This window comes from Treponema sp. OMZ 805 (assembly GCF_050937395.1).
In the GTDB taxonomy this organism is placed as follows: Bacteria; Spirochaetota; Spirochaetia; order Treponematales; family Treponemataceae; genus Treponema.
This window is the reverse complement of sequence record NZ_JACCLP010000001.1, coordinates 264,077-287,618: the sequence shown is the minus strand read 5'-3', so window position 1 is coordinate 287,618 and position 23,542 is coordinate 264,077. Positions and strand designations below refer to the sequence as shown.

Here is a 23,542-nt window from a genome sequence, read left to right as displayed (position 1 = left end):
TATGCAATATTGCGGGCATACTTTTTTTCCCTTCCACAATATCGTCGCCCAACTCCTGAACACCGTTTCGTACACGGCAACCGCATCGAAAATACTTTAAGCGGTTGCCTGACTGTAAGTGTTATTTTTTTACCAAGTCGGTTGCGAATATCTTTATCATAATAATAACGGAAAGCACTACGACGATTCCGTCAACGAGCGGCATTGCGAGCCATACGCCCCGTGCTCCGAAAAAATGGGGCAGTATCAGTACTGCGGGTACAAAAAGCACGAGCTGGCGAGAAATCGCTAAAATACCGGCGGGTTTCGGCTTGCCGATAGCCTGAAAGAGCGTCATATTCAATATCATAATCGCAAGCGCAGGGAAGATTATCATGGCAATAACGGCATTGGTTTTTCCCTGCGCAACGAGTACAGGGTTATCAATGAACAAGCCCAATACCTTTTCAGGACTGAGTAAAAATATAGCCCATGCCGTTATTGCAAGCAAAAGGCCGAAGCCATAGAACAAGCCGGTGCCTTTTTTTACCCGATCAAAAAGTCCTGCACCGAAATTCGTACCGACAAAGGGCTGGTATCCTTGGCTTAATCCCCACAGCGGAATAAAGCTCAACATCAAATAGCGGAAGAATGCGCCCATTAGAACAACCTGATCTTCTCCGCCGTATTTTTTCAATGTCGAATACATTACCGTTTGCTGCACCAACGAAAGTACCTGCATAATCATCGCAGACATACCGATTGCAATTGTTTCTCCGACAATCGATCTATCCGGTTTAATGGTTTTAAAGCGAACATTTTTGCTGAAACATAAAAAGTAAAAAAAGCTGACCAATGCGAAAACCGCCTGCGAAATAACCGTGGCAACGGCAGCGCCGGCGATTCCTTGGTTGAATACAATAATAAACAGTGCGTCAAGCACAATATTCAGCACGGCGCCGGATCCCATGATAATCATCGCAAGCGCAATTCTTCCTTCTCCGCGCAGTACCATATTTGAAGCCTGTCCGAAGTTTACAAATATGGAGCCAAGGTACACAATCCGTAAATATTGCACCCCCATTGCGTGCATTTCTCCTTCCGCCCCGATAAGGGTGAGAAGCTGCGGCGCAAAAATGTATCCGACTATCATCACTACTGAGGACATCAGTACCGACAACACCAATACGTTTCCCATCACCGCATCGACGGTCTTTTGGTCTTTTCTGCCGACTGCCCGCGATAAAATCGATGCGGAACCAATCCCGACCAATACCGCAATACCATTATTTACCAACGTAAAAGCATAGGCGACGCTGATTGCTCCGAGCGCTTTTTCACCCACATACCGCCCGACAAACATTGCGTCGACAAAACTGTATAAACTGATTACCAGCATACCGATAATGCCCGGCACACCTAATTTTAGCATGAGCTTGAATATATTTCCCGATACAAGCTCTTCTCGTTTATCCGTCATAAGAACTCCTAGAAACCGACGATAACGTCAGTTATTTATAACGGAAATATATACGAATAGAAACGGATTGTCAACCTCGCATAACAGTATTGTCAGCAGCGCTCTTAACGCAAGTGCATCAAACACACTTCGTAGGTTGTGCCGAAATATATGATAAAAAGATATTGATATTTTTAAAATTTATATTTGCCAATATGGAAATCATCATATATAATTGAAGGTATTATCGCATTCTAGTATGCGAAAACCATTTTCTAGGAGTTCTTATGAGTACAAAAAAGAACAAGGAAGTCTCAGGATTTCTCAAAGGCGTTGAAAGGATTGGAAATAAGCTGCCCCATCCGGCGATGTTATTCTTTATCCTCAGCATTATCGTTGTCTTTATTTCCGCTATTGTAGCGGCTGTCGGTGCGCCGGTTACTTACTTTGACGCAAAAAAAGGGCAGGAAGTAACGATAAAGGCTCTTTCGCTTTTGAATGTCGACGGATTTCGCTATATTTTAAACAGCGCAACAAAAAACTTTACCGGTTTTGCGCCGCTCGGTACGGTATTGGTCGCAATGCTCGGTATCGGCGTTGCCGAGTGGACAGGGCTTATCAACACCTCACTGAAAAAGCTCCTTACCAATATTAATCCCCGGCTGTTAACTGCTGTTGTCGTTTTTGCCGGTATTATGAGTAACATTGCGTCCGATGCCGGTTACGTTGTAGTTATTCCGCTTGGCGCTATCGTATTTGCAAATGCAGGACGGCACCCGCTCGCAGGTCTTGCCGCAGCCTTTGCCGGTGTTTCAGGCGGTTTCTCTGCAAACCTCTTGCTGGGAACTACCGACCCGCTTTTAACCGGTATCACGATCGAAGCGCTCCATAATGCCGGTATGGACATCCCGCTTGATCCTACCTGTAACTGGTATTTTATGATCGTATCGACATTCTTGTTGACAATTATCGGAACCTTGGTAACCGAAAAGATCGTAGAAAAGAACTTAGGCGAATACCACGGCACCTATCAGCCGGATAATATGCCCGTTTCCGCAGAAGAAACCAAGGGATTAAAGCGTGCCGGTATTGCCATTCTGATTATGGTGGTCATACTCGTTATCGGGATGTTCGGCTTACCCGGTCTTCCGTCCCTCGCTATCTTAAGCGAAGTGAATCCCAAAACAGGCGTTAGTTCTCTCAGCAACTTTATGCACGGCGGCTTGCTCCCCGTTATTTTAATTCTTTTCTTGGTACCCGGCTTAGTATACGGTAAAACCTTGGGAAAAATTAAAAACTCCGGAGACCTCGTAAAAGGGATGACACACGGTATGAGCTCAATGGCCGGCTACCTTGTACTGGCATTCTTTGCAGCGCAGTTCGTCAGCTACTTCGGTAAAACAAACCTTGGAACCATTCTTTCCGTAAACGGCGCTAACTTTTTAAAGAGCATCGGGTTTACCGGCTTACCGCTTATCATCGCATTCGTAATTATTTCCGCGTTCTTGAACCTCTTTATCGGTTCCGCCTCTGCAAAATGGGGAATTATGGCGCCGATCTTCGTACCGATGATGGTAAACCTCGGCCTTTCACCGGCTTTAACGCAGGTTGCATATCGTATCGGAGATTCCAGCACCAATATCATCACTCCGCTGATGAGCTACTTTGCGATGATCGTCGTCTTTATGAAAAAATATGATGAGGATTCCGGTCTTGGAACATTGATATCGATAATGTTGCCGTATTCAATCGCGTTCCTGCTTTCATGGCTCGGCTTGATGATTATCTGGTATGTAACCGGCTTACCGCTCGGCCCGGGAGCATTCTTAACATTATAAGATTAAAAAAACTTAGGGAACCTCTAAAAATATCAAGCCTATCGGCGCAGTTTTTAGAGGTTTCCACTCGTTTATCCTTTGATTCTTCGGGAGTAACTATCAGTCGCAGGCTTCCACGCCGTCGATAATACCGCCGCCGACTACCCTACTCCCGCAATAAAATACAGCGGCTTGCCCGCGCGCAACCGCCCGTTCGGGTTCGGTAAAAACGATGCGGCCTCGGCTTGTGCCGATCGGTTCAATACAGGCTTTTTTCAGCTGCTGCCGGTACCGTGTTTTAACCTCTGCGTAAAAAGGCTCCTGCGGCATTTCGGCAATCCAGTTTACTTCCCGCACCGAACAGGCGGCGGCAAGAAGGGCATCCCCCGCACCGACGGTAACCGTATTATGCTCTGCCGATTTTTCAACCACGTAAATCGGATAACCGAACGGCAAAGCAAGCCCCCGCCGCTGCCCAATGGTATAACGGTGCAAGCCGCGGTGCGTGCCGACCTTGGCGCCATTGATATCGATAAAATCTCCTTCGGGAAACGCATCGGGCGCCAATGCTTCGATTACTGCCGTATAGTCGCCGTCCGGTACAAAGCAAATATCTTGGCTGTCACTCTTATGTGCATTGACCAATCCGGCCTTTTCCGCAATAAGGCGAACCTCCGGCTTCGTCAATTCTGCAAGCGGGAAAAACGTCCTGCTTAACTGCTCTTGACTCAACAAGGCCAAAAAATAGCTTTGATCTTTCTGCGCATCGGCACCCTGCTCCAACGCATACCGGCCGGACGGCTCCTGAAACACCTTGGCATAATGACCGGTCGCAATAGCATCGCAACCTTCCCGTAAAGCCTGTTCCAAAAGCAGGCCGAATTTAATCTGCTTATTACAGATGTAACACGGGTTCGGCGTTTCTCCGCTGCGGTAGCTTTTTATAAAATAATCGATGATCTGCTTTTGAAATTCGGCACGGAAGTCGTAGACACGGTGCGGAATACCGAGCAGCCGCGCTGCCTGCGCCGCTTCTTCAATAATCCGCTCGGTTTGTTCCTTCGCGGCAGAGGTTTGTTCATTCAGCAGGCGGAGCGTAACGCCGCACACGTCATGCCCCTCTTCTATCAAAAGCTTTGCGGCAACGCCGGAATCTACCCCTCCGCTTAAACCTACTGCAATCTTCATACTCACAGTTCAAATATCCTTCATACGGTATGTTGGGCATCTCTAAAAACTCAGGTATAGCTTTTAGCAATTCCCCGCATTGTTCCGCTGTTACTTTTTTACAGAAGTCCGCAACGATACAGCTTTACCGTTCGTCAGCACAACCGCTTCCAATCGTTTATAGGTATGAGCAGGAAACTGAACCGGCACGCTTAAAGCGCTGCCGATGTAAATCACTTCGACGGTTTTTGTTTCCTTCTGTTCCGTATCGCGGTTTGCTGCGGTGATACGGACGGTAAGCGGCAGCGCATAGTCATCGCTTTGTTCCGTTGCCTCGAACGAAATATTCACATAGAGATGTTCCTGCTGCGTTAAGTATTCCAATTTAACCGGAACTCCCTCAATTTTTCCTGACTGCCGATCGGTTTTAAATAAAAATGATGCAAAGGTGAGGGCAAAAACGGCAACAATAGCAAACAGCATAGATCGGGTTGAACGAGTTGCGGTAAGGTTTTTAAGAAGACTCATTTTTTTGATGTAGTCGGGCTCATACATCTGCTGCACCGATTCCGGCGCACGCTTTAAACGCTCACTTCGGTCATAGCGGAGATACGAACTTCCCTCATCCCGTGAATCCGGTTGGTTATTCATTTTTTGACGCTCCGGTAATTTCGGATGTCTTCCACCAAACGATGTCCGCCAGCTTGTCCCCTGCAAGGAGCGCCGATAAGATACCATCGGAAGAAAGATGGAAAGCGTTATACACTAATTCGTCAGGGGAGACGGTCAATGTTCGCGTATATATTTTATTTGAATGTAAGTTGATTAATTCGAGGATATATCCGTCGGAACGCGGTGTCGTTAACAAACACCAATCATTTTCCGTTACACCGAGCAACCCATACACTTTTTTAACAGGGCGAGTACCGCTATTGGTATCCTCCGTATCCTCATACGGTGCGATATCGACGGTTCGTTCATACTGCCTATCTTCAATATTAAAAGTATACAGGCAGCTTTTATCATAACTGATTCCGGCGCTCACATTGATATCCGTATCGATATCTTCACGGTAATAATCGACTTTAATATGCAGCTTCTTTGCCGTAAAATCGGGAACAGCCTTATCAAGGCTCGAAAATACTTTTACATCGTTGGTGTAAGGCGACGGCAATCCGCTAAATGCAATAGGAATTTTGTACAGCAAACCGCCCGTATTGTCATACCAGTACACCCTGATACCGGTTTCCGTTCGACATACTACAATAAGACCATTGTTTGAATCCGCATACAGTCCTTCGATAGGTGGAAACGGCGTACCGCCGACTCCTTCTTGTCCGACGGTATCAACAAATTCACAGGTCTCATTAAAATGAATGACCGTATCGCGTAACGCAAGATTCTCCGTTTGATCGTATTCAATACGTTCTTCGTTGACCGTATCGACGGCAAACAAGTGCTTGTTCGGCGTTACGGCAAGATAGGTCGGATGATTCAGCGGATACGGCACGGCACGGCGAGTCATAATTTTATCCGCTTGATCGGCGTCGATAAATGTCGGGCGGGGATTCTTTTCGGGATTATAATACAGCGCAAGCAAATCACCGAAAGACGTCAATTTCATAATTTTTCCCGCGCCTGAATTGCTTAAGTAAAAAATACCATCATCCATGACCAACTGACTGTCGGGACGGACATACGGACTTGCCAGCTGAAATAAATCGAGCTGATCTTCAAAATTTCCGTATTTAATTGAAAAAAGTTGTTTGCGCTCCAAGTTCCCCGTTTTTTCTTTCCCACACGAAACGGCACAAAGAGAAACAACGGCACACAAGAAAATACAAAGCCCTTTAACAAAATGACTGCAGCGATACATTACAATAATTCGGCTTCTTTCGATGCTTATTTGATAACTTCCGCAATACTTGACACAAGCCCTGCCATATTCTGAATATCAGCAGGAATAATAATTTTCGTCGATTTTCCGTCGGCTACTTTTTCAAAGGCTTCCAAGCTGCGCAGTTTAATCAGTGCAGGGTCGGCGCCGACATTCTTAATAAGATTCAAACCTTCGGCAGTTGCTTTTTGGATAGCTAAAATCGCCTCAGCCTCACCCTGCGCTCTGCATATAGCGGATTCTTTTTCCGCTTCTGCCTGTAAAATCATCGACGCCTTTTTTCCTTCCGCCACCAGAATGGAGGACTGCTTTTGTCCTTCTGCGATGAGGATGGCCTCGCGCCGTTCACGTTCTGCACGCATCTGTTTTTCCATCGCTTCCTGAATGGATTCAGGGGGAATGATATTCTTTACTTCTACGCGGTTTACCTTAATCCCCCAGGGATCGGTTGCCTCGTCCAAAATGCTGCGCATACGAGTATTGATAACATCGCGGCTTGTCAGCGTACCGTCAAGTTCCAATTCACCGATAATATTCCGCAGCGTGGTCGCCGACAGATTTTCTATCGCATTCATCGGGTTTTCAACGCCGTAGGTATAGAGTTTCGGGTCGGTAATCTGAAAATAAATAACCGTGTCAATCATCATGGTAACGTTGTCTTTCGTAATAACCGGCTGCGGCTTAAAATCGAGCACCCGTTCCTTAAGCGACACCTTATTAGCGATTCGATCGACAAACGGCATCTTAACGTGCAGGCCGACCTCCCATGACTGGAAATAGCCGCCAAGCCGTTCGATAATAAACGACTGAGACTGCGGTACAATTCTGATATTTAAAATAAGCAGAATGAGTACGAATACGATTAATGCAAAAACAATCCACATAATAAAACCTCTCTATTATATTTAGGTTCTCGTTAGGCGTCTCTAAACGTTTCGGTTTTCAGAGGCATCCGTTTCTTTTACAATCAGGGTAACACCCTCTATCCTTTCGATGATACACTCCTCTCCGGCAGGTAGCGCCGTGCCGTTAACCGAAGCAGCCGTCCACACAACGCCGTTGATTTTAACTTGCCCCTTTTCCCATTCGGTAATGGTTTGTAGCACGACGGCTTTTTTACCGATAAGGCTGTCTGCATTGGTTTTTTCCCGTTTGGTATGCAAAAATTTCAGCGCAATGGGACGGGTAAAAAAGAGCAGCAGCAATGCAACAAGCGCAAACAGAACGCACTGCACATAAAACGGCGGATGCAACATAGAAATGAAAATCATCAGCACGGCGCTGAGCGCAAACCACACGGTCGTTAAACCGAGCGTCATCCCCTCGATAACTGCACAAATAACGGCGATACCGAACCAAAACCACGGCGTATAAAACGCTAAAAACATCGACAGTTGGAAGAGCATACGGCAATTGCCTTACATTCGCGCCAGCGCCGCTCCGATAAAGTCACGGAATAGCGGATGCGGCTTATTCGGACGGGAGGCAAATTCGGGATGAAACTGCACCGCTACAAACCACGGATGCTTTTTCAGCTCGACGATTTCCACCAAATTACGCTCGGGGTTGATTCCCGAAAGCAGCATGTCGGTGTTTTCAAACCGGCTGCGGTACAAATTGTTAAATTCATAGCGGTGCCGGTGGCGCTCACTGATTTCGTGCATTTTATATGCCTGTTCCGCCTTGCTGTTTTCCGCAACCATACAGCGGAAAGAACCGAGCCTGAGCGTACCGCCGAGCTGCACGTCTTTTTGGTCGGGCATCAAGTCGATGACGGGTTCACAATTCTTGATAAACTCGGAGGAATGCGCGCGTTCCAACCCGAGTACATGGCGGGCAAATTCGATAACGGCAATCTGCATTCCAAGGCAAATACCGAAATAGGGAACGCCCTTGGTGCGCGCATATTCCGCAGTAAGCACCATCCCTTCAATACCGCGTTCACCGAAGCCGCCCGGAACGATAATCGCCTGTGCATCCTTTAACAGCTCTTCAGCCTTTGCAGCATCCGTAATCTTCGCTGCGTCAATCCACAGCTGCTTTACACGTGCGCGGTGATAGACCCCGGCAGCGGTCAGCGCTTCGCTTACACTTAAATACGCATCGGGCAGCTCGGTGTATTTACCGACAAGCGCAACCGTTACTTCTCTTTCGGGATGATAGTAGGATTCAACCATTTCCTTCCATGACTGCAAATCGGGCTCTCGATTGGGAATATTGAAAAGCTCGCAGATTTTTTTACCGAGGTTCCCTTCTTCCAGCATCAGCGGAACTTCGTAGATAGACTTTGCAGTAAGATTTTCGATAATGGCGTCTTGACTGACATTGCAAAAAAGGCTGAGCTTTTCACGAATGGATTTGCTGAGTTTTTTTTCGCTGCGGCACATAATGATATCGGGCTGAATCCCGAAGCCGAGCAGCTCTTTAACGCTATGCTGCATGGGCTTGGTTTTAAGCTCGCCGCATTCTTTTAGGTACGGTAAAAGGCCGAGGTGGATAAAAAGGCAATGTTCCCTGCCGACCGTGTTCCGGATTTGCCGAATTGCTTCTATAAAAGGGAGCGATTCGATATCGCCGACAGTACCGCCTATTTCCGTAATAACGATATCGCTGCCGGTTTGCTCCGCCGTTTGCATAATGCGGTGTTTAATTTCGTCGGTAACATGCGGGATAACCTGTACGGTCGCTCCGCAATAGTCTCCAGCCCGTTCATGATCCAAAATGGAAAGATACACTTTTCCTGCCGTGTGACTATTAAATTTATGTAAAGCAACATCGGTGAACCGTTCATAATGGCCGAGATCGAGGTCGGTTTCGCCGCCGTCCTCCGTTACAAAAACTTCTCCATGCTGGTAGGGGTTCATCGTCCCCGGATCGATATTCAGATAAGGATCAAACTTTTGATTGATAACCGAAAAACCTCTGCTTTTAAGCAAAAGTCCGATAGATGCGGCGGTAATGCCTTTCCCAAGGGAAGAAACAACCCCGCCGGTAATAAAAATAAAACGAGCTTTCATCATGTACGCTACTATAGCATATTATGAGGGCTTCCGCAATCAATATACCTCGCCGCAGAGCATCATAAGATAAAACCATCCTTAGCGCCTAAAATTTCCTTCGAACGGATGTTCACAATCTCCCTAAAAAAGTATAAAATGCAAAAGGTTGTCGATTACCTTGAATGAATAAGCCTGTTCAATAACTTCGTTGTCGAACAGGTCGACGAGTTCTAAATCGCACAAATAGCACGATTTAGAACATCGCATTTCAAGGTAACCTGTTCAGAAACGGAAGTTTCCGAGCAGGTTTAATGGGAAACGGCACGTTCTTGAGGAGTTAATAGACAGGGTGTTTCTTAAAAGTCTTGAAATATTCGGATTTAAATCGTTTGCGGATAGGACGCGGATAGAGTTTGCGGAAGGTATTACCGCCTTGCTCGGCCCGAACGGCTGCGGTAAAAGCAATGTCGTCGATGCGATGAAGTGGGTACTGGGTGAGCAGGCGTCAAAAACGCTCCGTGCGGAGAAGATGGAAGACGTTATCTTTAACGGCACCGAGTCGCGGAAGGCGCTCAATGTGGCGGAAGTTACGCTGACTATCAGCAACGAAAACGGATTGTTAAATCTTGAAGTAAGTGAAATTGCCATAAAGCGCAGGCTCTACCGGTCGGGAGAAAGCGAATATTTTATCAATAATACGCCGGTGCGGCTCAAAGAGCTGCGGGAGCTTTTTTGGGATACGGGTGTCGGAAAGGCGGCGTATTCAGTCATGGAGCAGGGAAAGATCGACCAAATTCTTTCCAGCAAGCCGGAAGACCGCCGCTATTTGTTTGAAGAGGCCGCCGGTATTACACGGTTTAAAGTACGCCGCGCCGAAGCGGAGCGAAAACTGCAAAAGACCGAAGAAAATATGCGTCAAGTGGAAGGCGTATTGGGAGAGGTACGCCGCTCCTACGATGTTCTGAAAGTACAGGCGGAAAAAACCGTCAAGCACCGGTCGCTGCGGGATGCCATCTTTGAACACGACCTCGATATCCAACTGTTGCGCCTTAAAAAATTCACCGATGACTACGCACAGCGCGAGGAAAGCATAAAAGAAGCCAAAGCTAAGCGCGATGATGTACAGACCAAAATCGATTCCATCCATACGATGCTTTCCGAGAACATGGACGAAGTCAACAGCTTGGAAAAAAAGCTCGACGAACATCAAAAAGAGATTTACGGACTTGCCATCGAAAAGCGCGGAAAGGAAAATCAGGCGCGTTTACAGGCGGAGCGGCAAACCGAGCTGAAAACCAAACTCGGTCAGCTGGAGCTGCGCAAGACGGGGCTCGAAGAGCGTATCGAAAACCTTGAAGAGGACGCCGGAGAGCAGGATGCGAAGGTGCACGACTTTAAAAAGAAGGTGCAGGATATTCAAAAAAACATCGACGACTTTGAAGAAAGTCTCCGGCTTGCGTCGCAAAAAATTACCGATAACGACACTACCCGTATGACGCTGCAGGAGCAGATTGAAGAACTCGATAAAAAACGCGCCGGTATGGAAACCGAACTCCGCGCCATCACCGAAGACATCGTTACGGAACTGGATAAGAACCTTTCCGCAGCAGGTTATTCGGCGCAGGGACGCGGCAAACTGGAACAACAGGTTTTTGACTGCATCAGCCAAATCAAGGTGCTGTTAAACGGCCGCAAGAATATCTTTTCGGACTTTGCCGCGCTCAGCGATCATACTGAAAAAGAGACAGCGCAGTTTGCCGACAATGCCGTACAGTCGTTTACCGAACTGCTCGGCTTAACCGAGTCGCTGGAAACATATTTACAGGAGTACAAAAAATCTTCTGCAAGTTTTATCGATGATTTTTTAGCTCCGGAAGGTATTATCACTCAAAAGCGCAGTATCGACGCGGCAATCGAAGCAAATCGGAATACAATAGAAGAAAAACGAAAAAAGATAGCCAATCTGCATACCGAAAACGAGCAGCTCGCAGTAAAAATAAACGAGTACCGGAAAACGCTGGAAGACCTCCGTATCCATAAAACCAAGATGAAGGCGGAATCCGATGCTGCCGAGCAGCAAGCGGCGTTTTTGCGGAAAGAATTGACGGTGCAGCAAAACGCGCTCCGCGATCTTGAAAACGAGCTGTATACGGAGCAAAAACGCTTTGACGAGGTAAAAGAACAGCTCCTCGAAATCGAAGGAGAAATCGCATCGATTGACCGCAAGGGGCGGCAGTTGACCGAAGCGCTTGAGCAGTTGGAAAAAGAAATTACATCCCGCAACAACGAGCTTTCGAGCAACGAAGGGACGCTCAAAACGCTCAATGCGGAACTTGCCAAGCATAATTCACTCATCGAAAAGTATTATGTCGATACGGCAACCCTTGAAATCGAAATCAAAAACGTCAAAGACAACTTTAGAGAAACCCATTCGCGTGAATTGATGGAATTTGAAGAGCGGATGTATAAAATCACCGCTTCTCCGATGGATTTACGGACGGAACTTGCCGAGCTGCGCAAACAGCTGAAAGACCTCGGCAGCGTCAACCTGATGGCTCCGGAGGAGTTCCAAGAAGTAAAGACCCGATTTGATTTTTTGACCGGACAGATCAACGACCTTGATAAAGCCCGCTCTGATTTGCAGCGGATTACGGATGAAATAAAGGCGGAGTCTACGGAGCTGTTTCTTGTAACCTATAATAAGATCAAAAAGAACTTTCACAATATGTTTAGGCGGCTCTTCGGCGGCGGCAGGGCGGAAATTAAGCTGACCGATCCCAAGCAGGTATTGGAATCGGGCATCGAGATTTTCGCGCAGCCTCCGGGGAAAAAGCTGGAGAATATCGGTCTATTATCGGGCGGAGAAAAATCCATGACGGCGGTGGCGCTCCTTTTTGCAACATACATGGTTAAACCATCCCCGTTCTGTCTCTTGGACGAGATAGACGCTGCGCTTGACGAGCAGAACGTCAGCCGCTTCGTTACCGCCCTGTCCGGCTTTGCGAATGTCAGCCAATATATCGTCATCACCCATAACAAAAAAACGGTACTCGGCGCAAACACCATGCTCGGTGTTACAATGGAGGAATCAGGCGTCTCCAAACTCATTGCAATCAAATTGGATAATGATATTGAGTTATTAAAGCAGGAGAAAGCGGAAGAAGATGCCGATACTTTTATAGAAGAGGATGTAGAGCCGGAAGAAGGTATCTATATTCCGTCGCGGCCGCCGAAACGACGACATACAACTCAGGAGGAACAGCCGGATGAACATCATAGAAACGATTCGGACGCATAAGCTCATTGTTCTAGCTTCTGCGCTCGGTTTGCTGATTATCATGTTGATTATTTCCGTGATTATTTTACTAAGCGGAACAAAAAAGCCGAGTGTCGATCCCGATGAGGTAATGATTTCAATCGATCCGGTGATTTTTATGCTTCCCGACGAGCCGCTTGAACTTCCGCCGGTACAATATTCGCGCAAACAAAAGAAAATCTGGACTGATTCGGATTTGCAGTATTGGTATACGATTCCTGATGCAGAGCAGATGCAAAAACTGCACGATATAAATGAGCGGCAAATGAACAAATTATGGGAGAGTGTTCCGTGAAAAAATCGATCTATCCGCCCTGCCTTATCCTTCTTATATTACTCATCGTACCGGTTACTGCCTGTACGACAAAGACCGCTGCGGAAAAGCCGCAGGATACTCCTTCTCGGCAAGAACAACCCGCTACAGAATCGGCTTCTCACACCGGCAATACAATGTCTCCGCAGCCGGCACCTGCAGAAACACAGCCGTCAAAACCGGCAATGCAGCCCGATGCGGTATCGGGTGCGACAATCGATACCGTATCCGGCGCAACCATATCCCAGCGGCAGAAAAGAACGCCTGCATCGGAAGCAGTAGGAGCCGACAAAGATATGGCAACCAGCGGCGCAGCCGTATCTCAAAAGCAACATACTCCGGCAGCTACCGCAGGTAAAACGGCCGGTCAAAAGAACACTGCCGCAGATAAAACCGCCGCGAAAGCACAGAGCGAACCAACGGTAACAGCAGCTGCACAGCATTCCAAACAGAACAGCAGCGAGGCAGTTGTACAGAACGAAGAAAATAGTGGCAAGACAACCGTGCAGGATTCGACTGCGGCCGCCTCCCCTGCCCTTGCTGCCGCCGATACGTCTGTCCCTACAAAAACCGCCGGTGAGGCAGAGCCTACTGCAGCAGCCGAGAACACAACACCGCCCGCAGCGGCAGATACAGCCGCCGAGCAGATTCCGACAACTCCGTCCTCCGGCGAACCGGTACCGCTTGTAGCCGCAGACACGCCCGTCCCTTCTGCAGAGCAGAACGTACCGGTACCGCCTGCGGCCGCAGACACGTCGGCTACTTCTGCAAAGCAGAATGTACCGGCGTATGAAACAACGCTTGCGGATCTTATCAGCGATTTTGAAAAACAGGGCGGCAGCCACGGTTACGAACCGCCGCCGACCTTCCACGAAGAGATGCTCGACCTTTTTTCTCCGCAAATATTCACCGTTGCGCTTTCAAAAGAACCGGAAACCGAACAAAAGCCCAAGGTTTCGCGCATGGTTGCAGTCGAAGAAAAGCAGCGGCTGGAACTCACCTATCCGGGACATGGCTGGGTCTATGTCGGCGAGCAAACCTCCCAACCGGGGTTAAAGTATGAACAGCGGAAACTACAGGACGAAAATTCAATTTTTATGTTTACCGCGGAGAAAAAAGGCGATTATGTACTCCATTTCTCCTATTTTGACGTATTTACCAATGAGTTTATCACCGACGCGGTAGCCGTATCGGTGAGCGCTGCCCGCTCACCCGCGGCAAAAGCAATGGTAAAAGCGCCTGACTATCAAACCGAAGCGGATTCGGATGCGGCAGAAGCACAAGCTAAAAAGAATACGCAATCAGCCGCTTCCCAGTCGGCAAGCAATTCGACCTCAAACACCGGAAGCGGTACGACACCACACACGGCACAAGCAGCCTCCGAAGTACCGCAAACAGCGGGCGCCGATTCGCAAAGCAAAATTTCGGAGCAGGCTATGACCGCCGAAATGGTGGAAACCGCAGCTGCGGAGAATACCGGCGATTCAACCGGACAAGCCTCCACAGCAGCAAATGAAGAAATACTCAGCTCCGACCAATTGCTCGAAAAGGCACGCACGGCAATCGCCGCTGCGGACGCAGGCACGGCCTTAGCATATCTGAACAATTTCTTTGGTACCGCGGAAGAGAAACTGGATGAAGGTTTATTTTTAAAAGGGCGCGCGTATGAACTAAATAGTTCCGTACGCAATATCAGACTGGCTCTCGCCGCATATAAAACGCTCACAGACAGCTTTCCTCAGAGTAAGTATTGGGCGGAGGCTGATGCGCGGATACGATATATCACCGGCTTTTATATCAATATCCGATAAGGAGCTTTGAAACTACCGATTTCATTGGTAGAGGGACATATACATTTTGGTTAATTTTATTAAACCTACCCTTGAGTAAATTATCTATCTATGGCAGTATTGTCGCACCATAGAGCCGGACAATCCGGTCATAATCAATTATTTTTAGTACATGTATGCTCCGATGAGGCGGAGCTGAGTTGAAGAGGAGAATATTGTGGTAAAACATACACCCGCATTAAATGAAGAACAAATCACCGCATTTCTTAAAGAAGTAGTAGAAACCGTTAAGACGGAAGAAGATCCTGACGTCCTTAACGCTTATCGTAAGATTTTTAGAAAGAACGTACCATTTACGCTGCGTTCTTATATCGCTGCATATCTAATCAAAGAGTATGAAGGCTCATCCTTTCCCCGCTCAAAACCGTATAGCCGACGTCCGAACCCTCGCTTCGGAGATCGTTCACGAGGATATGTTTCCGACCGTCCGCCGGTAGAACGCCCGATGCTTGATCCGTCCGAATCGGTCAGTATTTTTATGAGCATCGGTAGAAGCCGCCGTGTCTTTCCCCGTGATATTATCACCCTGCTTATCCAAAATGCAGACATAAGCCGCGAGCGAATCGGCGATATCCGTATCCTCGACAACTACTCGTTCGTGCAAGTCATGAACGAAGACGCGGATAAGATAATCGAAAAGCTCAATGATTTTCCATATCGCGGCAGGAATCTTTCCGTCAGCTATTCCCGTAAACCGGAAGCAGAAGATCTCGTGACTGAAACCGTCATCGAAACAACCGGAAGCGATGCGGAATAAATGAAGCTGTGGCCTGTCCTTATTGTCTTTATCTACACGGCGTGCTCGTTTAATTATCAGGAACTGCCGGAGCAAACGGTGCCTCAACCTGATATGATATTTACAAACGTCACGTTAAAGCGATATGAAAATACACTCGTCGATTTAAGTGTGTATGCACAAGAACTCGAAATGTATGATGAAGAAAAAATTTGGGCAGGCAAGCATATCAACTTTGTACAGTACGATAACAAAACGCAAAAAGAGTCTATGAAGGGCGAAACGGGTATCTTGTACATTGATGAGAAATCAGAAGAATACTCGCTTGGCGGCACGGTATCCTTTCAACTGATTAAAGATGATTTTTCGATCCGAAGCCCCGCCCTTATATGGAAAAAAAAAGAAAACTTCTTATCGGCGCCTGCCAATGAAACGGTAACGATTACTCAAAAAGATGAAATTACCATCGAAGGCAAAAGCTTTGCTGCAAATACCGCCGCAAAAGCATTTGCCTTTAACGAAGGCACAACCGGAACTATCTTGATAAAAGAAAAAGAACATACACAGGTATCCGATTGACACGAATTATTCTGTCTTGAAGATGGGAGCCCATCGTTTTTAATCCCCCTCAATACTGAAACGGCAAATTTTCTCAAAAAATTTTCATAAAAACGGTAGTTTTTCCTCAAATCTTTAGCCGAATTGCCGCTCGTGCTCTATATCCTTTAAGAAACTGCAACCATCGTGTTTTGTTTTTTATGAGACGGTCGCAGGATGAGGAGCTGAGCATGACTATTATGAGTTTTGCATCCTTCGGCTATGAGGGAGAGATTATCAAGGTTGAAGCGGATTTGCGGCGCGGGCTACCGATTGTCGATATTGTCGGGCTACCGGGTTCGGCGGTGAAGGAGGCACGGGAACGGATGCGCGCTGCCATTAGTAATTCCGAGTTGCCTTTTCCGCAAGAACGGATACTGATCAATTTAAGCCCTGCCGACCAGAAAAAAGAAGGCAGCGGGTTTGACCTGCCGATTGCACTCGCGGTATTACAGGCAGACTGTGCGCTCGATACACCGGTGATGGTAATCGGAGAACTGGAACTATCAGGGCGGGTGCGTCCGGTTCGGGGTGTCTTGGGAGCTTTGATTTCGGGATCTGCCGCTGGGATCGAGTTCTTTATCGTACCAAAAGAAAATGAAGCGGAAGCCCGTATCCAGCAGGGGGTGCGCATATACGGTGTTGAAACGCTGCGGGAAGCTTTGGAATGCCTCTATGCGATTGAAGCGGAACTGCGTGTGGAAAACAATAGCGAATCAAACGGCGGCGACAAAAACAGCGGCGCACCGGCACGGGAAGCTATCGGACACACAGGCAACTCGATTTCCACAGCCGCTTCATGGTCGGAACCGAGTCAAGCGGATGCCGCCGCAAATACGGGTACGGGCGGCTTTTTTGAGGAGGTGTACGGGCAAGGCGAACTGGTGCGAGCTTTGCACATTGCGGCAGCAGGCGGACACAGCGTGCTTGCCTACGGACCGCCGGGCTGCGGTAAAACGCTTTCGATGCAGCGGTTTGCCAGTCTCCTTCCCGACCTAGACCCGAAAACGGCGGAAGAAGTTACCCATATCTATAGCATCGCAGGTCTTTTACCGAGTATGCGCGGTCATGATGTGCGGATTAAACGCCCGCCGTTTAGAATGCCGCATCCGAATGCCAGCCTTGAAGGAATGATCGGCGGCGCGGGAAAGTGTATGCCCGGCGAAATTTCCCTTGCGCATGGCGGAACGCTTTTTTTGGATGAAGCCGTGCAGTTTAAACAAACCGTGCTGCAAACGCTCCGTGCGCCGCTGGAGACGGGTACCGTCACTTTGAGCCGTGCAGGAAGGACATCTACCTTCCCTGCCCGCTTCCAGCTGCTTATGGCGCTTAACTCATGCCCATGCGGAAATCTCGGCGCAGACGGTAAGGTATGCACGTGTATGCCCGCCGTGGTTGAACAATACTGGAAAAAACTGACGGCTCCGCTGATTGACCGCATCGACTTGCGGATTCCGGTGTTTCCGCCTCAAGCATACGGGCTGCCGGAAAAGCCGTGTTACAATACCGCCGATATGCGTAAAAAAATCGCGGCTTCGGATAACATACAAAGAGAACGGTATGCCGCATATCTGCGTAAAGGATTAAACGGCGGAGCGGCGGAAACACCTGTACACAACAAGACGGTAGACTTCAACCTCGCCGGTACTGCGCAATCGGCAGCGCAGCTGTCTTACAAAAACGTACACTTGACTCCGTCAGCCCTATCGGCATTGTGCCCGCTTACCGGCGAGGCGGAGCGTATTTTTACCCATAATGCCGAAAAAAAAGAGCTTTCGGGAAGAGGGAGTCACGCAATTTTGAAGATTGCGCGTACCATTGCCGATCTTGCGCAGGAAGATGTAATCGCCGCGGCTCACATCGAAGAAGCGATCCGCCTCCGCGAATGGAGTTCTTTCTTACCGTTTTTTATGCACTGAAAGGGAGAATAAGCAGGCTCGGCATTCCTTCCATGTAGTAAAAAGCAAGGCAGCAAATATCTCAAACAACACCGGCACTGCCGTGCGGACACTTTGAAGGTCTTGCCTCCCCTGCCCTTCCATAATCAACAACCTCGATGCGGCTTGTGAGTATTGCTCAATGTTTCGCACTATATGTTCTATATTTTTCCAATACAAAACGGCATGATCTGCATATAGTTCAAGCTGTGCTTCTTTCTCCTTGCGGCTCCAACATTTTGCAGCAATCCATGCCGGCAGCGACATAGCAATAGGAATTAAACCGAATATCAAATAAACAGCATGTCTAGGGTTCCATAATATACAAAAGTTATATTGATGAAAGAAATTTCTAATTTTGTATGCAAGCAGAATAAAAGCGGCAAAAGTATTCTGAACAAGAACTTAGCATAGATAAGAATATCTTAAAAACCGCTACGGCGATTGCAATAAATAATATTATGGAACACTAGCTATTATAAATTTTAGACTCATTATCCATGCCAGGTATAACACATTCCCCGACTAATAAAATGTTTATTATTTTTCAATCCGGTAAACCATATCTCCGGAATTCCAAATATACATAATTGCGGATACAGGTTCTTTTCCATCTGCCCAAATCAACCCCGTATATGTTGTGTTAAATCCATAGTAGCCTTCTGTCAAAATTTCAAACTCTACATTGGAAAATTCTTCAATATATTTTTTCAATCCAATGGCTTTTCCGGAAAAATCACCTTCATAAACTGTCTTATCAAATATCAGAATATTACATTCATCTAAATCGCAGTCATAAAATAGAACAGATCCGGAATATATTTTTTCTTCACCTTCAGTATATTGAAATAATTTATTAAGCTTTAATGTTAAAATTTTGTTTTTGAATTTGATACTCTCTATCCTACTATCATGTAAGCTGAAAAGGATATTACTTTCTCTATCATGTATTAAATCCATCGCCATCCTCATACATTTCTATTTATATCTTCCATCAATCTGCGCAATTATACTGTTTTTAAGGTGCTTGTTCTATCGGATGTAAATAATCATATTTCTTGATATAATAGTGTGTTAAATGGGAGCGTTATTATGTACATAAGACCTGAAGATCGGCGTGAAAAATCGAATGCAAAAATAAAGGGAATGGGCATTGCCTGTATGGAAGCGCTGCCCTTGGTGGAATCATCAAAAGAGGCGAAGCTTAAAAGCCTTGAAGAAATATGCGACAGAGCCATCGCATGTCTTTTGTCAATTCAATTGGCCGAAGACATTCATAATGAGCAAGGATATGAAGAATCGAAGGAACTGTTTTTACGTTTGCTTAAAAACTACGAAGTATCGGACTGCCTTTTGGAAAAGGAAAAACGACTTTTTGACGGAACATACAGCGAACAGGATGTCATCGATGTCTGCTGGACTTATGAAGCGTATTGGTCGCTTGTGTGGGCGTTGGGCTTGGTCGAAGATATTTCCTATCCGAATGACATCTGTGATGTGGAACGAGCGATAAAACTGGTTGGCGATAGCGATGGGAAAGCTGCGTTTAAAGCACAATGTAAGTTACGCGGAATAGAAGAAATACTGGATATGCTCGATCTTCACTATCGTTACCATTGGGCAACGGAGGAAAAGCGGCTCCGCCCGGAAACGGAAATCAAAGACTTAAATCCCGATGTTTTAATGGAACGGCGGCGCGGACTTGAGTGGCTTATTTCCGAAGAAAGCGATTGGTTCGATATTTCGATGGATACGTAGGCGGGTACCGCTCGTCCTTTAGTTTTTCCTTTCCATATCTATTGCCATGAGGTAATTTATATCTTCCTTTTTTATCAATCGTCTTACTGATATTATTGGAATCCTTATATTTCTCCCCAAAATCCATACATCCATTTCTCTGTATTCAAAGGATAAATTTCATTCGCTTGGTTTAGCAAGAGCAATATTTTTTCTTTCCGTCTCATTTTTGCATTTTCACTCTTTAAATCTTCCATTCCTTCAATCAGTTTTTGTGCCTTATTCTTTAATCCGTGCCATTTCTGCCAGTCTTTAATAGACATTCTCTCCGATTTTTCTTTTAATATCTCTCTCCATAAAATTTTTTCTCTCACTTCTTCCGGATTTTCAGGTTCTCCCAATATTGCCGGCTCTAAATAAATCTCATTTAAAAAGTATATTTCGGGACAAAAAGGCGCAGTCCTCAACAAACAATGTTCTTTTTTCTTCTTATCAAAATAATAAATTCCTTGCCACAGCACCTCCCCATAAGATGTCCATGGCATTTCTTTGTTTTTGAGTGCATAAATCATCACATATTCTCCATAAAAATATCTTTGTTACACTAAAACTTTCCAATACATCGCTATTTTTATCCGACGAAAATATATTCGATGACAAGCAGTTCCTTCACTTTTTCATATTTTTCAATCCATTCTTTTGTCGGCATCATATAAACCTCCACATAAAGATTAAATAATATAGTATTTATCAGTACATGTGTCCACAGACAAAAGCTTCATTTTTTGATATACCTACAAAAAGTTTTTATTGGAGGTGAAACTATGAAAAAAATGGAACATCGATATTTCGGTCAGTTGAATCTTGCGACAACAGATGATGTAGAAGTAATTTGGGAAAAAGAGATTCAGGGGATAGACACATGGCTTTGGCTCGACAAAAATGTAGAACTGTCTACCGGCATACTCGACCTTTATGCACAGTTTCTTGAGAACATAGACGATAAAATAAAAGAAGCAAGAAAAGCACTGATAACATATTTAAAAGATGACAGTTACTATATCGACTTTCATATTGAAGAATGCGGACTGGAAGATTTACCGACTGATATTACCGAGTTTGTAACGAAAATGAAGATAACCAATATCGGCTTATGGATTGAAAGTGAAGGGCCGCATATCACAATGGATTTTACGATTGCGCCTGATGAAAGCGATGAAATACTCTGCGTAAAATTCGGTGAAGATGCAAAGATCATAGCCATTGATTGGGAAAGTTAGCGGTTAGAAATGTTACAATTCTTCTATGAAAACGAGGACATTGACGATAAACTGATAGATTACATTAAGAATAATCCCGAGAAATTTGTCTTCATCGGCACTTACAAAACAGATGAGGATTAGAGAGAAAGCAACAAACTATGATTTATGTTAAATTCTATAGCAAAACTAAAGATTGTTTTTTAGAGGGCATCAACAGGAAACCAAGTGCCGAGATTAAAAAAATAATAAGCTGCGAAGCTGACATTATCTATCAATCTCCTCATACAAATAAGATTATTTGGGCATCAAAACGGCTGGACGAAAATTGCGTAAGCATAATCGCATTTGATGAAACTGCAAAAAAAATTGCTTCTATAAAATTGGAAGATGAATTGAGCGATTCAGATATAGCTTTTACAAGTTTAAGTGAAGATAATCGCATAGTAGTATCTTTTACAGCAGGACAGGACGGATCCCAAGATTATTGCATAGAATTAAACAATAATGAGCTGAAAATAATATATAAGTTTCCTAAAAATTTATCTTATATGTTTAGCTTCGATAAATATGCTTTTCTTGCTGATTTTTACAGTTCGGCTTTTTTTAAAATTTCTTCCTCGGATTTTACGCCGATTGCTGAAAATACATATTCTTTGTTTAAAGAAGATTCATTATCCAATGTACAGAAAATCAATGATAGTTTCGGAATATTTTGTACCACTGAGGGGAAATGCTATGTATTTGGCTTATCCGCACTTGAATTAATTGATGAGCTTATTATTGATTGTAAAATAGATGATTTAGAAAAAAATTGGACTGTGAATGCATTATTTCAAACAAGGGATGAGATGATATTCCAATATCGCAATTATAAAAATGGGAAAGAAAGCATTGAATGGATAAGCGTAGATAAATTATATTTTGATAAACTTATCAAAGAACGGAAACTGTAATATAATTAAAAAAAAGGATAAATTATGAAAGCTAAAACCGGCGATGTGTACTGTGTGTATAATTCACATTTAAAAAAATATACTGCGTGCCAAATAACCAAGATAGAGGAAGGTGAGAAAAAACCGAAAGCAGTGCTGCTCTGGTTAGATTGGTCGGGTGAACAGCCTCTCAAAGAGGAAGAATTACCTTTACTAAAGCCGCTTTATCAGGACTTTATGTACTGGAAACGTGGTCTGCATCTTTGTAATGTTGATATCATGGTGCCTGCGAACCATATGTTAATCGGTAACATGCAGCCATTAACCGATGAAAGCACAAATACCTATGCAATGTTTTGGGGAAACGGATATGAAGTATATCGTCAACTTAAATGGCAGGAGATTCCTAAAGAGCAAAGAGATGCGTTTAAAAAAGCGGAGAGCAGTAAGGAAAAAATTATATTTGCCGGAAAAGAAATATCGGTTTCCAGACATCGCATACATGATGATGTTCCTTTTGAAAATGTGCTGGAATTAAAAGCCTTTCCATGCTTATCCTATTTGGCATGTAAAAAATGGCATATCGGTTTATATGACTATTTACAATCATGTCCGTTTTTAGATGAGCTGGTACTTGAAAATCATCAGCAAAAAAGATTGGATTTTTCCAATGCGCATTTGCACAAACTTTCTATTGATATGAACGGCGTGGAAGACCTTTATCTGAATAACGAATTGGAAGAACTTATTCTGTTAGGTGAAGTAACAAATAACTGTAAAATACATGCTGTTGAAAACGGAGCTTTATTACTTTTAACAGCAACTGAAATAGTGCCTAAAATACAGGGGCTAAAAGACTTGGGCAAACTGCATTGCTCAGAGATTACAGAACTTGATGTAGCCGATATTTTAAAAGCATATCCGATGCTGAAGGAATTGCGGCTATGGGGTAAACCCGGTATTCTTTCTAACCTTTCTATGCTATCCCGGTTTACAAAACTGGAGGGCTTTACTACGGTTGATTTATTCGGTTTTTCTGCCGAAGACATTCCGGAGCCGGATCGTTTACCTAACTTACATTGGTTTTGGATGAGCAGCTTGCCAGAGGATGCGGCAAAAAAAGCAAAACAACTGTATAAAAAGAAAACAGAACGAGGTCTTAACCTCTGGATACAAAAGCCGAGAAAACCCGAATGGCTGGCGCAGAACCTTGACAATCCGTTCCGCTCATGGGACGGACAGGAAAATATTTCTGCAGCGAATGCCAAGAAAGCGGCCGATTTATATAAAAAAACAAGAGCCGAAATCCTCAAATTGGAACAAATGTCCCCAAGCGAAGCCGCACAGTCAGCCGAAGCTTTGGTGAGGGCATACACTGAAGCCTTTAATAAGATGGACAAACGCAAATATTTTATTGAAACAGTAGAAAGAGAGGATATCTATTGTGCTCTTACAGAACTTTTAGATTTAATACCGCCTTCTCTATCTATCAATAAAGAAAAACTCTTGGAAATTTTTGACCTGACACGGGATTTTTAGGATTA

General features: G+C 45.3%; 21 protein-coding genes. 11 read left to right on the top strand and 10 right to left on the bottom strand.

Going from position 1 to position 23,542, the window contains the following annotated elements:
• Positions 1 to 121: 121 nt before the first annotated feature.
• Positions 122 to 1,459: an MATE family efflux transporter gene (locus HGH47_RS01305; protein WP_212565095.1), complete on the bottom strand. Its 1,338-nt coding sequence runs from the start codon at positions 1,457 to 1,459 to the stop codon at positions 122 to 124.
• Between the two features lie 266 nt (positions 1,460 to 1,725).
• Here HGH47_RS01305 and HGH47_RS01300 point away from each other — a divergent pair, with 266 nt between their 5' ends.
• On the top strand, positions 1,726 to 3,276 hold the full coding sequence (locus HGH47_RS01300) for an AbgT family transporter (protein ID WP_212565096.1): 1,551 nt from the start codon (positions 1,726 to 1,728) through the stop codon (positions 3,274 to 3,276).
• 99 nt (positions 3,277 to 3,375) lie between these two features.
• On the opposite strand, the gene mnmA is transcribed toward HGH47_RS01300, so the two are convergent.
• From mnmA to HGH47_RS01270, 6 genes are all read right to left on the bottom strand, one after another.
• Positions 3,376 to 4,443, bottom strand: coding sequence for a tRNA 2-thiouridine(34) synthase MnmA (gene mnmA, locus HGH47_RS01295; protein WP_432909816.1), 1,068 nt, complete (start codon positions 4,441 to 4,443; stop codon positions 3,376 to 3,378).
• 90 nt (positions 4,444 to 4,533) lie between these two features.
• Complete coding sequence (locus HGH47_RS01290; protein WP_432909814.1) at positions 4,534 to 5,073, bottom strand: hypothetical protein; 540 nt, start codon at positions 5,071 to 5,073, stop codon at positions 4,534 to 4,536.
• Positions 5,066 to 6,298 (bottom strand): LIC_12708 family protein, encoded by a 1,233-nt coding sequence (locus HGH47_RS01285; protein ID WP_432909812.1) that lies wholly within the window; start codon positions 6,296 to 6,298, stop codon positions 5,066 to 5,068. Before HGH47_RS01285 ends, HGH47_RS01290 begins: the two co-directional genes overlap by 8 nt.
• 26 nt (positions 6,299 to 6,324) lie before the next feature.
• Positions 6,325 to 7,203 carry an SPFH domain-containing protein gene (locus HGH47_RS01280; RefSeq protein ID WP_432909809.1) on the bottom strand — a complete coding sequence of 293 codons (879 nt, stop codon included), beginning with the start codon at positions 7,201 to 7,203 and terminating at the stop codon, positions 6,325 to 6,327.
• 42 nt (positions 7,204 to 7,245) lie between these two features.
• Complete coding sequence (locus tag HGH47_RS01275) at positions 7,246 to 7,725, bottom strand: NfeD family protein (RefSeq protein WP_432909806.1); 480 nt, start codon at positions 7,723 to 7,725, stop codon at positions 7,246 to 7,248.
• 12 nt (positions 7,726 to 7,737) lie between these two features.
• The gene (locus HGH47_RS01270; protein ID WP_432909921.1) at positions 7,738 to 9,336 is read right to left on the bottom strand and encodes a CTP synthase; all 1,599 of its coding nucleotides are present in this window, start codon (positions 9,334 to 9,336) and stop codon (positions 7,738 to 7,740) included.
• Between the two features lie 331 nt (positions 9,337 to 9,667).
• Between HGH47_RS01270 and HGH47_RS01265 the strand changes: the two genes are divergently transcribed.
• From HGH47_RS01265 to HGH47_RS01240, 6 genes are all read left to right on the top strand, one after another.
• Entirely contained in the window at positions 9,668 to 12,616 is a 2,949-nt protein-coding gene (locus HGH47_RS01265) for a chromosome segregation SMC family protein (RefSeq protein ID WP_432909803.1), read from the top strand.
• A complete protein-coding gene (locus HGH47_RS01260; RefSeq protein ID WP_162663533.1) occupies positions 12,585 to 12,929 on the top strand; it encodes a hypothetical protein in 345 nt (114 codons plus the stop codon). The genes HGH47_RS01265 and HGH47_RS01260 overlap by 32 nt, the downstream gene beginning before the upstream one ends.
• Positions 12,926 to 14,758: a hypothetical protein gene (locus HGH47_RS01255; RefSeq protein ID WP_432909799.1), complete on the top strand. Its 1,833-nt coding sequence runs from the start codon at positions 12,926 to 12,928 to the stop codon at positions 14,756 to 14,758. Before HGH47_RS01260 ends, HGH47_RS01255 begins: the two co-directional genes overlap by 4 nt.
• Positions 14,759 to 14,954: 196 nt before the next feature.
• Complete coding sequence (locus HGH47_RS01250) at positions 14,955 to 15,554, top strand: DbpA RNA binding domain-containing protein (protein WP_212565103.1); 600 nt, start codon at positions 14,955 to 14,957, stop codon at positions 15,552 to 15,554.
• The gene (gene lptC, locus HGH47_RS01245) at positions 15,555 to 16,112 is read left to right on the top strand and encodes an LPS export ABC transporter periplasmic protein LptC (protein ID WP_212565104.1); all 558 of its coding nucleotides are present in this window, start codon (positions 15,555 to 15,557) and stop codon (positions 16,110 to 16,112) included.
• 209 nt (positions 16,113 to 16,321) lie between these two features.
• The gene (locus HGH47_RS01240; RefSeq protein ID WP_212565105.1) at positions 16,322 to 18,049 is read left to right on the top strand and encodes a YifB family Mg chelatase-like AAA ATPase; all 1,728 of its coding nucleotides are present in this window, start codon (positions 16,322 to 16,324) and stop codon (positions 18,047 to 18,049) included.
• Here HGH47_RS01240 and HGH47_RS01235 read toward each other — a convergent pair.
• Both HGH47_RS01235 and HGH47_RS01230 read right to left on the bottom strand, forming a co-directional pair.
• Positions 18,029 to 18,361 carry a hypothetical protein gene (locus HGH47_RS01235; RefSeq protein ID WP_212565106.1) on the bottom strand — a complete coding sequence of 111 codons (333 nt, stop codon included), beginning with the start codon at positions 18,359 to 18,361 and terminating at the stop codon, positions 18,029 to 18,031. The two genes, HGH47_RS01240 and HGH47_RS01235, sit on opposite strands and share 21 nt — an antisense overlap.
• A gap of 246 nt (positions 18,362 to 18,607) precedes the next feature.
• Positions 18,608 to 19,027: a hypothetical protein gene (locus HGH47_RS01230; RefSeq protein WP_212565107.1), complete on the bottom strand. Its 420-nt coding sequence runs from the start codon at positions 19,025 to 19,027 to the stop codon at positions 18,608 to 18,610.
• Between the two features lie 132 nt (positions 19,028 to 19,159).
• Here HGH47_RS01230 and HGH47_RS01225 point away from each other — a divergent pair, with 132 nt between their 5' ends.
• The gene (locus HGH47_RS01225; RefSeq protein WP_212565108.1) at positions 19,160 to 19,825 is read left to right on the top strand and encodes a DUF4272 domain-containing protein; all 666 of its coding nucleotides are present in this window, start codon (positions 19,160 to 19,162) and stop codon (positions 19,823 to 19,825) included.
• A gap of 104 nt (positions 19,826 to 19,929) precedes the next feature.
• On the opposite strand, the gene HGH47_RS01220 is transcribed toward HGH47_RS01225, so the two are convergent.
• A complete protein-coding gene (locus tag HGH47_RS01220; RefSeq protein WP_212565109.1) occupies positions 19,930 to 20,376 on the bottom strand; it encodes a hypothetical protein in 447 nt (148 codons plus the stop codon).
• A gap of 252 nt (positions 20,377 to 20,628) precedes the next feature.
• Between HGH47_RS01220 and HGH47_RS01215 the strand changes: the two genes are divergently transcribed.
• The 3 genes from HGH47_RS01215 to HGH47_RS01205 all read left to right on the top strand — a co-directional run bounded on the left by HGH47_RS01215 (position 20,629) and on the right by HGH47_RS01205 (position 23,537).
• The gene (locus tag HGH47_RS01215) at positions 20,629 to 21,084 is read left to right on the top strand and encodes a DUF2004 domain-containing protein (RefSeq protein WP_212565110.1); all 456 of its coding nucleotides are present in this window, start codon (positions 20,629 to 20,631) and stop codon (positions 21,082 to 21,084) included.
• A 140-nt stretch (positions 21,085 to 21,224) separates the two neighbouring features.
• Positions 21,225 to 22,019, top strand: a complete 795-nt coding sequence (locus HGH47_RS01210) for a hypothetical protein (protein ID WP_212565111.1) — start codon at positions 21,225 to 21,227, stop codon at positions 22,017 to 22,019.
• A 24-nt stretch (positions 22,020 to 22,043) separates the two neighbouring features.
• The gene (locus HGH47_RS01205; RefSeq protein ID WP_212565112.1) at positions 22,044 to 23,537 is read left to right on the top strand and encodes a gliding motility protein; all 1,494 of its coding nucleotides are present in this window, start codon (positions 22,044 to 22,046) and stop codon (positions 23,535 to 23,537) included.
• The last annotated feature ends 5 nt before the right edge of the window (positions 23,538 to 23,542 follow it).

Excerpts from the sequence above, each read along its gene's own strand:
- HGH47_RS01305 (WP_212565095.1), bottom strand. The coding sequence starts at position 1,459 with ATGACGGATAAACGAGAAGAGCTTGTATCGGGAAATATATTCAAGCTC.
- HGH47_RS01300 (WP_212565096.1), top strand. The coding sequence starts at position 1,726 with ATGAGTACAAAAAAGAACAAGGAAGTCTCAGGATTTCTCAAAGGCGTT.
- mnmA (WP_432909816.1), bottom strand. The coding sequence starts at position 4,443 with ATGAAGATTGCAGTAGGTTTAAGCGGAGGGGTAGATTCCGGCGTTGCC.
- HGH47_RS01290 (WP_432909814.1), bottom strand. The coding sequence starts at position 5,073 with ATGAATAACCAACCGGATTCACGGGATGAGGGAAGTTCGTATCTCCGC.
- HGH47_RS01285 (WP_432909812.1), bottom strand. The coding sequence starts at position 6,298 with ATGTATCGCTGCAGTCATTTTGTTAAAGGGCTTTGTATTTTCTTGTGT.
- HGH47_RS01280 (WP_432909809.1), bottom strand. The coding sequence starts at position 7,203 with ATGTGGATTGTTTTTGCATTAATCGTATTCGTACTCATTCTGCTTATT.
- HGH47_RS01275 (WP_432909806.1), bottom strand. The coding sequence starts at position 7,725 with ATGCTCTTCCAACTGTCGATGTTTTTAGCGTTTTATACGCCGTGGTTT.
- HGH47_RS01270 (WP_432909921.1), bottom strand. The coding sequence starts at position 9,336 with ATGAAAGCTCGTTTTATTTTTATTACCGGCGGGGTTGTTTCTTCCCTT.
- HGH47_RS01260 (WP_162663533.1), top strand. The coding sequence starts at position 12,585 with ATGAACATCATAGAAACGATTCGGACGCATAAGCTCATTGTTCTAGCT.
- lptC (WP_212565104.1), top strand. The coding sequence starts at position 15,555 with ATGAAGCTGTGGCCTGTCCTTATTGTCTTTATCTACACGGCGTGCTCG.
- HGH47_RS01240 (WP_212565105.1), top strand. The coding sequence starts at position 16,322 with ATGACTATTATGAGTTTTGCATCCTTCGGCTATGAGGGAGAGATTATC.
- HGH47_RS01230 (WP_212565107.1), bottom strand. The coding sequence starts at position 19,027 with ATGGATTTAATACATGATAGAGAAAGTAATATCCTTTTCAGCTTACAT.
- HGH47_RS01225 (WP_212565108.1), top strand. The coding sequence starts at position 19,160 with ATGTACATAAGACCTGAAGATCGGCGTGAAAAATCGAATGCAAAAATA.
- HGH47_RS01220 (WP_212565109.1), bottom strand. The coding sequence starts at position 20,376 with ATGATTTATGCACTCAAAAACAAAGAAATGCCATGGACATCTTATGGG.
- HGH47_RS01215 (WP_212565110.1), top strand. The coding sequence starts at position 20,629 with ATGAAAAAAATGGAACATCGATATTTCGGTCAGTTGAATCTTGCGACA.
- HGH47_RS01210 (WP_212565111.1), top strand. The coding sequence starts at position 21,225 with ATGATTTATGTTAAATTCTATAGCAAAACTAAAGATTGTTTTTTAGAG.
- HGH47_RS01205 (WP_212565112.1), top strand. The coding sequence starts at position 22,044 with ATGAAAGCTAAAACCGGCGATGTGTACTGTGTGTATAATTCACATTTA.